The organism is Saccharicrinis sp. 156, assembly GCF_050589685.1.
In the GTDB taxonomy this organism is placed as follows: domain Bacteria; phylum Bacteroidota; class Bacteroidia; order Bacteroidales; family Marinilabiliaceae; genus Saccharicrinis.
In genome coordinates this window covers 1,720-9,491 of record NZ_JBNGOS010000074.1, presented here as the reverse complement: position 1 = coordinate 9,491, position 7,772 = coordinate 1,720, and the positions used below count along the sequence as shown (strand labels likewise).

General features: G+C 35.0%; 6 protein-coding genes. 1 reads left to right on the top strand and 5 read right to left on the bottom strand.

What is annotated here, in order from left to right; translation table 11 throughout:
- Positions 1–526: 526 nt before the first annotated feature.
- The 3 genes from ACRD64_RS24700 to ACRD64_RS24690 all read right to left on the bottom strand — a co-directional run bounded on the left by ACRD64_RS24700 (position 527) and on the right by ACRD64_RS24690 (position 4,620).
- The gene (locus ACRD64_RS24700) at positions 527–1,105 is read right to left on the bottom strand and encodes a cytochrome b/b6 domain-containing protein (protein ID WP_430937212.1); all 579 of its coding nucleotides are present in this window, start codon (positions 1,103–1,105) and stop codon (positions 527–529) included.
- 657 nt (positions 1,106–1,762) lie between these two features.
- The gene (locus ACRD64_RS24695; RefSeq protein ID WP_430937210.1) at positions 1,763–2,302 is read right to left on the bottom strand and encodes a hypothetical protein; all 540 of its coding nucleotides are present in this window, start codon (positions 2,300–2,302) and stop codon (positions 1,763–1,765) included.
- A gap of 191 nt (positions 2,303–2,493) precedes the next feature.
- Positions 2,494–4,620: an amino acid permease gene (locus ACRD64_RS24690; protein ID WP_430937208.1), complete on the bottom strand. Its 2,127-nt coding sequence runs from the start codon at positions 4,618–4,620 to the stop codon at positions 2,494–2,496.
- A gap of 457 nt (positions 4,621–5,077) precedes the next feature.
- On the opposite strand from ACRD64_RS24690, the gene ACRD64_RS24685 reads away from it, so the two are divergent.
- Positions 5,078–5,458: a hypothetical protein gene (locus tag ACRD64_RS24685; RefSeq protein ID WP_430937206.1), complete on the top strand. Its 381-nt coding sequence runs from the start codon at positions 5,078–5,080 to the stop codon at positions 5,456–5,458.
- 94 nt (positions 5,459–5,552) lie between these two features.
- On the opposite strand, the gene ACRD64_RS24680 is transcribed toward ACRD64_RS24685, so the two are convergent.
- Together ACRD64_RS24680 and ACRD64_RS24675 are read right to left on the bottom strand one after the other, a co-directional pair.
- Entirely contained in the window at positions 5,553–6,464 is a 912-nt protein-coding gene (locus ACRD64_RS24680) for a TolB family protein (protein WP_430937204.1), read from the bottom strand.
- Between the two features lie 300 nt (positions 6,465–6,764).
- The gene (locus ACRD64_RS24675; protein WP_430937202.1) at positions 6,765–7,166 is read right to left on the bottom strand and encodes a GFA family protein; all 402 of its coding nucleotides are present in this window, start codon (positions 7,164–7,166) and stop codon (positions 6,765–6,767) included.
- Between the last annotated feature and the right edge of the window lie 606 nt (positions 7,167–7,772).

The following is a 7,772-nucleotide window of genomic DNA, read 5'->3' as shown; positions in this document are numbered from 1 at the left end:
GCTGTAAATCCCCAACAGTAAACAAATATCGTACATCTCCGATAAAAATCTATGACCTACTTGGTAGTGGGGATACATACTTTCAGCATTATTAGTATTAATCCTTATGAATTGGATTAATACTATAATAGTCGGAATTAAAATTATTAGTTTCTTTTTCGCCGTTGTGATGTCTATGTTTAAATTACAGGCAACGTCAGTCTGTCTAAAAACTATTTATATTGTCATTATTTTTGTTAAATATAGATAGTTTGATAGTGTATTGGAAATAATGTGTAGTGGGTATTTATTTGAATCCATGTGCTTACATGAGGACTTTTACCCGTTTTCAGGGCCCAAAAAGACGATAAAAAAAGTGAATGCATCTCCCATTTGCTCCAGAAGCACAACGGCCCTGGCTATAGCAAGATCGGGATTTCGAAACCGTTTTCCGCTCCAGATACCGTAAGTTTATTTAGTTGTAACACATTCATTTTGGAGCAATATGCCCACATTTACCATAGCCAATATTGTGGTTTCGTACTTTTTAATCGTTGTCCTTTGTTCCACTTACTATTCGTGAAACAATTCCTTTTTGGTCTGTAAATTCCGCTATTAATATCCCTGCCAAATGAATAACAACAAACGCTACCAAGTAATAAATACCAAGGATATGGATTTCTTCCATTGGTTTCTTTAGTTCTTTTGGTCCCCATTCTATAATAAGTCCAGTTGAAAGAGAAATGATAACACAGACATAAAAAATGAGGTACGTCCATTTCTTAAATTTTTCCTTTAAGGATAAATCTTTGGTCAAAGGATTTTGGAACTTCATATGTCCTAATGCAGGAAGTGTGAAACGAATACTAAATAGTCCAACTAGTACATAACCAATATAAAAATGCCAATCCCACATTGGTTGTCTTATCTTTTTTGCTAAAACTATGAGCTGTTCCTGAGATAACATCTGGTCGGTAGTATTCAGGTAGTCCTGTATTATAGCTGCAACATTAAACTTGTTCAGCCACGTCAATCGTAGAAATATCGTTAATAACAATAGCAGAAATGATATCGCTATGGCCCAATGAATTATTCGATATATTTTAGGATACTTTGTTTTTTTCATAATGTTTGTTTTTGTATGAAACAGTAGAATAGAGCCTGATAACTTACTCTAATTAATACCACTAAAAGTAACAATAATAAGTAAACTATCAGCGCCCCCTGCATCAAACCGCACGTGAAGTATTCCCTCATATACTTACACTGAAGTTTCAGCATAGGCGCTACGGCTTACCGATAGAGTTCTCTATTTGCTTTTCACATGAATCTACCCGGCACATGTAAAGTTCATTAGCTGAATAAACCACTTGTGATTTCTCTTCATATTTGAACCCGGATTATGTATTGGAGGTTCGTCATGAGCATTGCAAGTACAATAAACCAAGGCATTACTGAAACGAGGCATCACTTGTCCCGATTACTTTCAGGAGCACCGTTCTGATGAGTTGAAGTGATGCAACGAAGTGTCTTGTTTTAAAGTAATTTCAATGTGTAATAGAATTTCTAATGCATATTGCGGGTTGAACAAACATATAGCGACATTTAGAATCAACTACTTAATTATTTCAGCCAAATAGGACAAAGCCAGCACGGATAGTATCAATTCCATATTCGCATCTCTAAAGATTTGGCGGTGGTCGATAGTCCCACTTAACTCCCAAGAAATAACTAACTGTATATACCCTATACCAGTGCATTGTGTGCCGTTTAACCATAAATATTATTCCATTAAAGTAACCTCTGCTTCAACAAAATCCCCTTCAATGTGATAATCAAAATCAATTCCCAATGATTTAAGCATTAATTTGAAGTGCCCCCACAAACATTTTTCAAACTCATCAATTGTTACCCCAACCATATATCCTTTCGTAAAATATGAGATATAAGGTCTGTTGGTTTTATACTTAACTGTTGACGGAGATTCCGAAATAATTTCAAATGTTCCATCCGGATAGCTAGTAATTAAAAAATTTGCTAAGTTAATAATGGGCTCAAGTCCTTTACCTTTTATTGAGTTCAAGGTATTAACATGTGTATCAGCAACAAATTTCATAAAATCATCCGTAGTTCTTCCTGCACTTTTTGCATATGCTATTCCAGTGCATATATAAAAGTCCGTTCTCCAAACTGCGTTTCTCGCAGCTTTGTCGATTGGGGCTTTCATTAGATTAAATCTGCTGGAATCGTCTTCTTGTGCAATAACAACATTTACATTTAATAACAGCATTAATGTCAGAATAGTAAAAAGGTGATTTTTCATGTCTATTACATTTTGAAAGGTTATTGAATAAGAAAGTAGCATCTAGCATTCCTGAGACATAAAAAACACAAAAAAAACGATTAAAATACCTGGCAGGTATCTAAACCAGTTTGTCGTTCAACCTGGAATAATCGCTGGGTCTTGCAGACCGCTCGATATTCCTATTTATTGTGCCGTCGTACTTTGTACTTTTAAGTATCTAATTTTTCAATTTCATAACTCATATACTCTCTGTATAATTTTGAAATGGATTTAATTTCTCCAAGTATGGTTAGAACATCATTAGTCATTAAAGTTGTAGAACCATTAGGAGTAAAAGTTTTATTATTTCTTTCAACTAAGGCAACTAAAACATCCTTGGGAAGCTGAATTTCTTTTAATTGACGACCAATCATTACCTCTTGTGGTGTTCCCTTTAATAGTTTTATGCTTACAAAACGCTCATTTTGCAACATATATTCCTTAATTTCTCTATGGCTATTCATATTTAGTATCGCTTTCACAAGGTGTTCTCTTTCTAAAATATCGAGGAGTCGGGATAACATACGTAGCTGTTGTTTAGGATTTTCGTCGGAATTAATTAAAAAAACACAGATGTGTATTGGCGTTTTTAATTCATTGTCTTTAAATAGCATTGTGCAATCAATAGCAGTATTGGAAACAATTATTTGCATCGAAGGGTGCAAAACACTCTTGAACTTAGCATGAAAAACCAAAACACCGGGTAAGGTTATTACTGACTCTTCGGGCAATGAATGGGTAAATTTATGTGTAACTTCTTCTTTACATGTCTCTAATTTCGCACAAAAATTATCGGAAACATTACTTAATATTTCCTCAAAATCGGTAGCTTCTTTTAATATTTTTATCTTCGACTTAATAACAGTTTCATCAAAAGGGTCACCTTCACGAAGGCCTTTTTCTTTTAATATCGTCATTAACTCATTTTCCAATTCGTCGTATTGATATTTACCCAATAGTGCAAACCAGTGAAATATTGCTCCTTCTCGTTTTACTTTTCCGCGGGAGTGAAAATGATACCAAAGTAGCCCCACTACAACTACACCAGTGGTAAAAAGAATTGGCATCCACCCTAAATAAATAATGAGTATAATCGAAATAACAATCCCAATAATTTGCATAAAAGGATAAAGGGGAGACAAATATCCCGGGTCGTATGATTCTATTTTACTATTTCGGAAAACAATAACAGAGAAATTGATGAAAATGAAAATAAGCAGCTGGAAGGTGCTTGCCAGTTTTACAATTCCTTCTTCAGACAATATTAGGATGAATAAGATAATTAAAGCTGTTGTAAGCAATATAGCTAATATTGGAGTTCCTTTCCCCCCAATCCTTGACAAAACAGCAGGAAGCAATTTATCACGCCCCATTGCAAAGGGATAGCGTGATGCTGATAAAAGTCCTGCATTTCCTGTTGAAGCAAACGCGGCAAGAGCAGCAATTGACATCAACCATACTCCTGCATGATCGGGCAACCATTTAAAAATTTGTTTAGCAGCAGTAGCTGCCGGAGCCATATCATTGGCAAATGAGGTTGGCTCAATAACGGCAACCATAATAAAAACACCCAAACCATAAATTAGTCCTGTAACAACTAAAGACAATATCATTCCCAAGGGGATATTTCTTTCAGGATTTTTAACCTCCTCTGCAACACTTGCAATTTGGGTTAATCCCAGATAAGAAACAAAAACAAAACCTATTGTTGTGAACATACCCCCAATCCCATTTGAAAAGAATGGGGTAAACTGGGAACCAAATGATTGATTTTTTATGGATTCTATTGTGAATATGGAAAAAAGTCCGTCGGCAATAAAAGTAATTAAGATAACTAAAAGAAATATTACAAATATTTTTTGGAAGGCAGAAGTTTTTTTTGCGCCTACTAAATTTAAAACCATAAAGAAAAGCGTGGCAATTATGGCAACTGTTTTTGTTGGGATATCCCAGAAAACAGCAGCATATGCACCGATACCGATGATTGCAAAAGCTGTTTTTAACATTAAAGCAAAATATGTACCTAAGCCACCAATTGTTCCCATTATTGGGCCTAAACTTCTGTCCAGAAAGAAATACGCTCCTCCTGAGCGAGGTAAGGCAGTAGAAACTTCGGCAATGCTAAACATGGCCGGCAATATTAATATGCCAGCAAGTAAATAAGCCAAAAATACGGATGGTCCTGTGTAATGCGCAGCAATGCCTGGTAGCAAAAAGAACCCGGAACTGAACATTGCCCCGGTGCTAATGGCAAAAACATCGAACAATCCTAAATCTTTTTTTAGTTTATTTCTCATGGTCAAAAAATTGAGACTTTTATTTTAATCATTAGTTCTTTAAAAGATAAGGATAAATTACATTTTTGAAAGGTGCTCGATTAAAATTTTATGTATCCTTTCTCTTCTCTGGTTTCTTTTCAAAAATCCGGTTTTATTAATTTTCATTTCGTTCCATAGTTGCACAGTCTTGTTGTATGCGGCTTACAACAGACAAGTATATGAAACGTTTGGCATTTCAATAAGATTTCCCATCAACCTGTTCCAATGTTTGTTAAATGCAATATACTTAAAATTAGCACTATCCGCCAAATGTTTTATCTACAGTGTTGAACAAAACCCACACGAGTTAACTATGCAATATGGCAATTAATCACCCTTCTTTGCTTGCCGTATAACAATAATTATTTATCGCATAAAAAATTACTGTTATGAGAATGAAAACATCACTTACAATTTTGGAAAAGGCCATTGCCATGTGCCTGTATTTAAAAAGGTTTTACAGAAACCTGAAACCCAGGTTGAACTGCGCGGCCAAAACAAGAGTACCTTGCAAAATTATGGCAGAAGGTTAGCGCTGTTTGTGATTCATTTTAAGGCCTTGCCCGAATTGAAACGGGACACGAAACTACCGGTGATCCTTAACCGGTCCGGACTCAAAGCGTTTTTCCGCACCCCTTTGCTTTTGAAACAGCGCACCGTTCTGACACGCATTTATTCGGCCGGGCTGCACGGAAAGGAAGTCATAAATTCAAAATTGGAGATGTGGATTTTGAAAGGCAGACCATCCATATCCGACAGAGCAAGTATAAAAAAGACCGGATTGTGCCACTCTCCCCGACTATGGCCATTAGGTTAAAATACCTGGCAGGTATCTAAACCGGGTTGTAGTTCAACCTGGAATAATCGCGGGGTCTTGCAGACCGCTCCTATTCCTATTTATCGGCGCCTGGCTATTTTTTCCAAACAGGACTCTCATTTCTACTGTTCGTATTGGTTAATTGAATTCGTTCTTTTGTGCTAATATTTATTTTCCAAATATTGTAAATCCCTTTACTACCTGCTGTATAAACAAGCCATTGTCCATCTGCTGACCAATCTGGTGAATAGCATTCAATACTATCATAGGTCAGGTTGAGCAAATTAGTTCCATCGGAATTCATTATAAATAAGTCCCAGTTATTATCATTGATTCCATAAAAAGCAATTTGTTTTCCGTTGGGTGAAAATTTAGCTCCAGAATCGTAACCAATTTTGTTAGTTAGTCTTTTGACATTTTCGCCATTGACATCCATTATATGTATTTCTCCATTGGCAGCATGAGAAGTGTCTGCTGAATCGCGCAATTGTCTGGTGAATAAAATTTTCTGACCATCATTAGACCAACTAGGACTTTCTTCGTAAAATTTATTTCTTGTTAATTGCCTAATATTCGAGCCGTCTTTGTTCATAAGATAAATGTTCCTGGAAAGAGAATCCCTTTCACTCATAAATACAATTGTTTCTCCAACAGGCGATAATTCAGGAAGTACATCTGTTGTAGGATGATTTGTTAGTCGCTTTAATTCAGTCCCATCAGAATTAATTGTATATATTTCTGCATTACCATCTCTTTTTGAATAGAAATAAAGATTTTGCCCATCACCTGACCAAGAAGGACTAAAGTCAAGAGAATCATTTTTTGTAATATTTCGCACATTATCTCCATTTATATCCATTATATATATTTCAGAGTTACCATCTCTATTAGTTACAAATGCAATTTCTTGTTCAGATGATTGTTCTTCATTATTTGGTTTTTCTTTTTTAGTCTCATTGCAAGAGATAAAAATTAAAAGGAATATCAAAAATTTAAATGTGTTCATAATTTTGTATTGCTTACTGCTAATATTACTAATAAGGGTGTGGCTAATTTGAAAAGCCAAACTGCCAAAATCCCACCTAGCCGAAGCTAAGGTTTTGGTTATAAATTTATTCTTTTAACCAGCCGAAGCAAAAGCTTCGGTGAACTTATTTAAAGAGAAAAACTCCCAAATTTATGCTACCAGCCCATGCCCTTTATTTATTGGGCATAGTTTTTTCAATTTCCCTTCTATATTAATCTCCATTAAAGTGTTTCTCCATGTCTATTTGAAAAAAAAACAGGAGCAAATTTCTTTTTTTTCTTATTCAGGGAAGCGTCCAAATTTATTTATTGCTTCCAACGATTCATCCCAACTTGCTTTATTTGAGATAAAAATATGTGCATTAGGTCGTTTTTCCAATGTAGTATCTAAACATCCTGCTGGTACTACTAAAAGTTTACCGTCCATTTGCAAATTGGGCAGGGCTGAACCACAATTAATACAAAAAGCTTTCACATGATTACTTTTATGTGGTTGAAATATTTTAATTTCAGTTTCCGTTTTTATCCATTCTAGTTTAGCTGTTGTGGAAAACAAATTTGCAGCATGAGCAGACCCTGTGTCTTTCCTACAATATCTGCAATGGCATAAATAAAAACTGTCAAAGTCACCTTTAACTTTAAATTTTATTCCTTTGCATAAACATGAACCCAAGTATTCCATTTGATAAATCACTTTTTTAAATAATGAATTTGGTTATAATCCATTTCACAGTATTTCCTGTTTTTTTTTCGTTTACACTTTCCAATTTTTTCCTTAAGAAACGCGCGTCTTTCTGTTTATATTAGGCAGTAGAGTAGAGCCTGATGGCTTACTCTAATAAATTACTATAAAAGTAATAGTTATATGCAAACTATCAGCACCCCCTTCTTCAAACCGTATCCCGATGTTCGTGGACAGGCTGTGAAGTCTTCCCTCATATGCTTACGCTGAAGCTTCAGCATAGGCGCTACGGCTTACCGATAGAGTTCTTCTTTTGCTTTTCATGTACATCCTCCCAGTACATGTACAGTTCATTTGCTATTAGAACCACACGTGACTTCTCCTTATATTTGAACAAACAGTGAATTGCTTTAATTCATAAAATATGACCTTTATAGGTATTCATTGATTTACGCTAAAGCTCCAATTCAATTTGTATATTTAATGCGGTCTTTGACATGTATTTCGATATCAAAAAAATCGTAATCGTTGTTGTGAATTGCTTTAATTCATAGAATATTATCTTCTATAGGTATTCATTGATTTACGCTAAAGCTCCAATTCAAT